We start from the raw sequence: 636 nt of genomic DNA, 5'->3' as shown, positions 1-636 counted from the left end.
CACCCTATACACACCCATGTCGTGGTTCGTCGGCAGCGTCAGTTGTGTATAAGAGACAGTAGCAGTGTTGATTACTCAAAAACGGCCCTATAGCGCATTCAGTTTATCCATTTTGCGCAACATGCTGTTCAGCAAATAAATCGGGCAATGCAGCATGCTAAAACTTGTTCCTGTTTGTAACCAACAAAGCCTATATTTATCTAAGGGTGTAGTGCATGGCGATAACATTTAATAACATAAAGACACTGTACGCAAGACGTTTTACACCATACGAATTAGAAACAAAATGCTTGAACTACAAACAGGAACTTTTTTTGGTGCACACCACAAGGTGATCAAGTTGCCTGGACTGGTAATTACAGATACCCAGTACACCAAAGACAAGGTAGATTGGCATTATCATCAAAATCCCTACTTTACCTTTCTTTTGCAGGGAAGCATGCTCGAAGCCAATAAAAAAGAACGTTACGAATGCCTTCCCGGCACCTTGCTCTACCATCATTGGCAAGATGCCCATTACAATGTTAAGGGGCGAGGCTTTGTACAAGGATTGCATGTAGAGCTGAGTCCTTTTTTTGCTGCGCAGTTCGAACTGAACCTGCATGCCATTGAGGGAAGCCTGCAACTGCACAACCC

1 pseudogene is annotated in these 636 nt (G+C 43.4%); it reads left to right on the top strand.

The window, feature by feature from the left end:
* Positions 1-286 precede the first annotated feature (286 nt).
* Positions 287-636: pseudogene (locus tag JHD69_RS20065) on the top strand (AraC family transcriptional regulator); the annotation flags it as partial.

The organism is Pedobacter sp. ASV12 (genome assembly GCF_016429155.1).
GTDB lineage: Bacteria > Bacteroidota > Bacteroidia > Sphingobacteriales > Sphingobacteriaceae > Pedobacter.
Note: the sequence above shows the minus strand (reverse complement) of the source record. Positions and strands in the feature narration are given on the sequence as shown.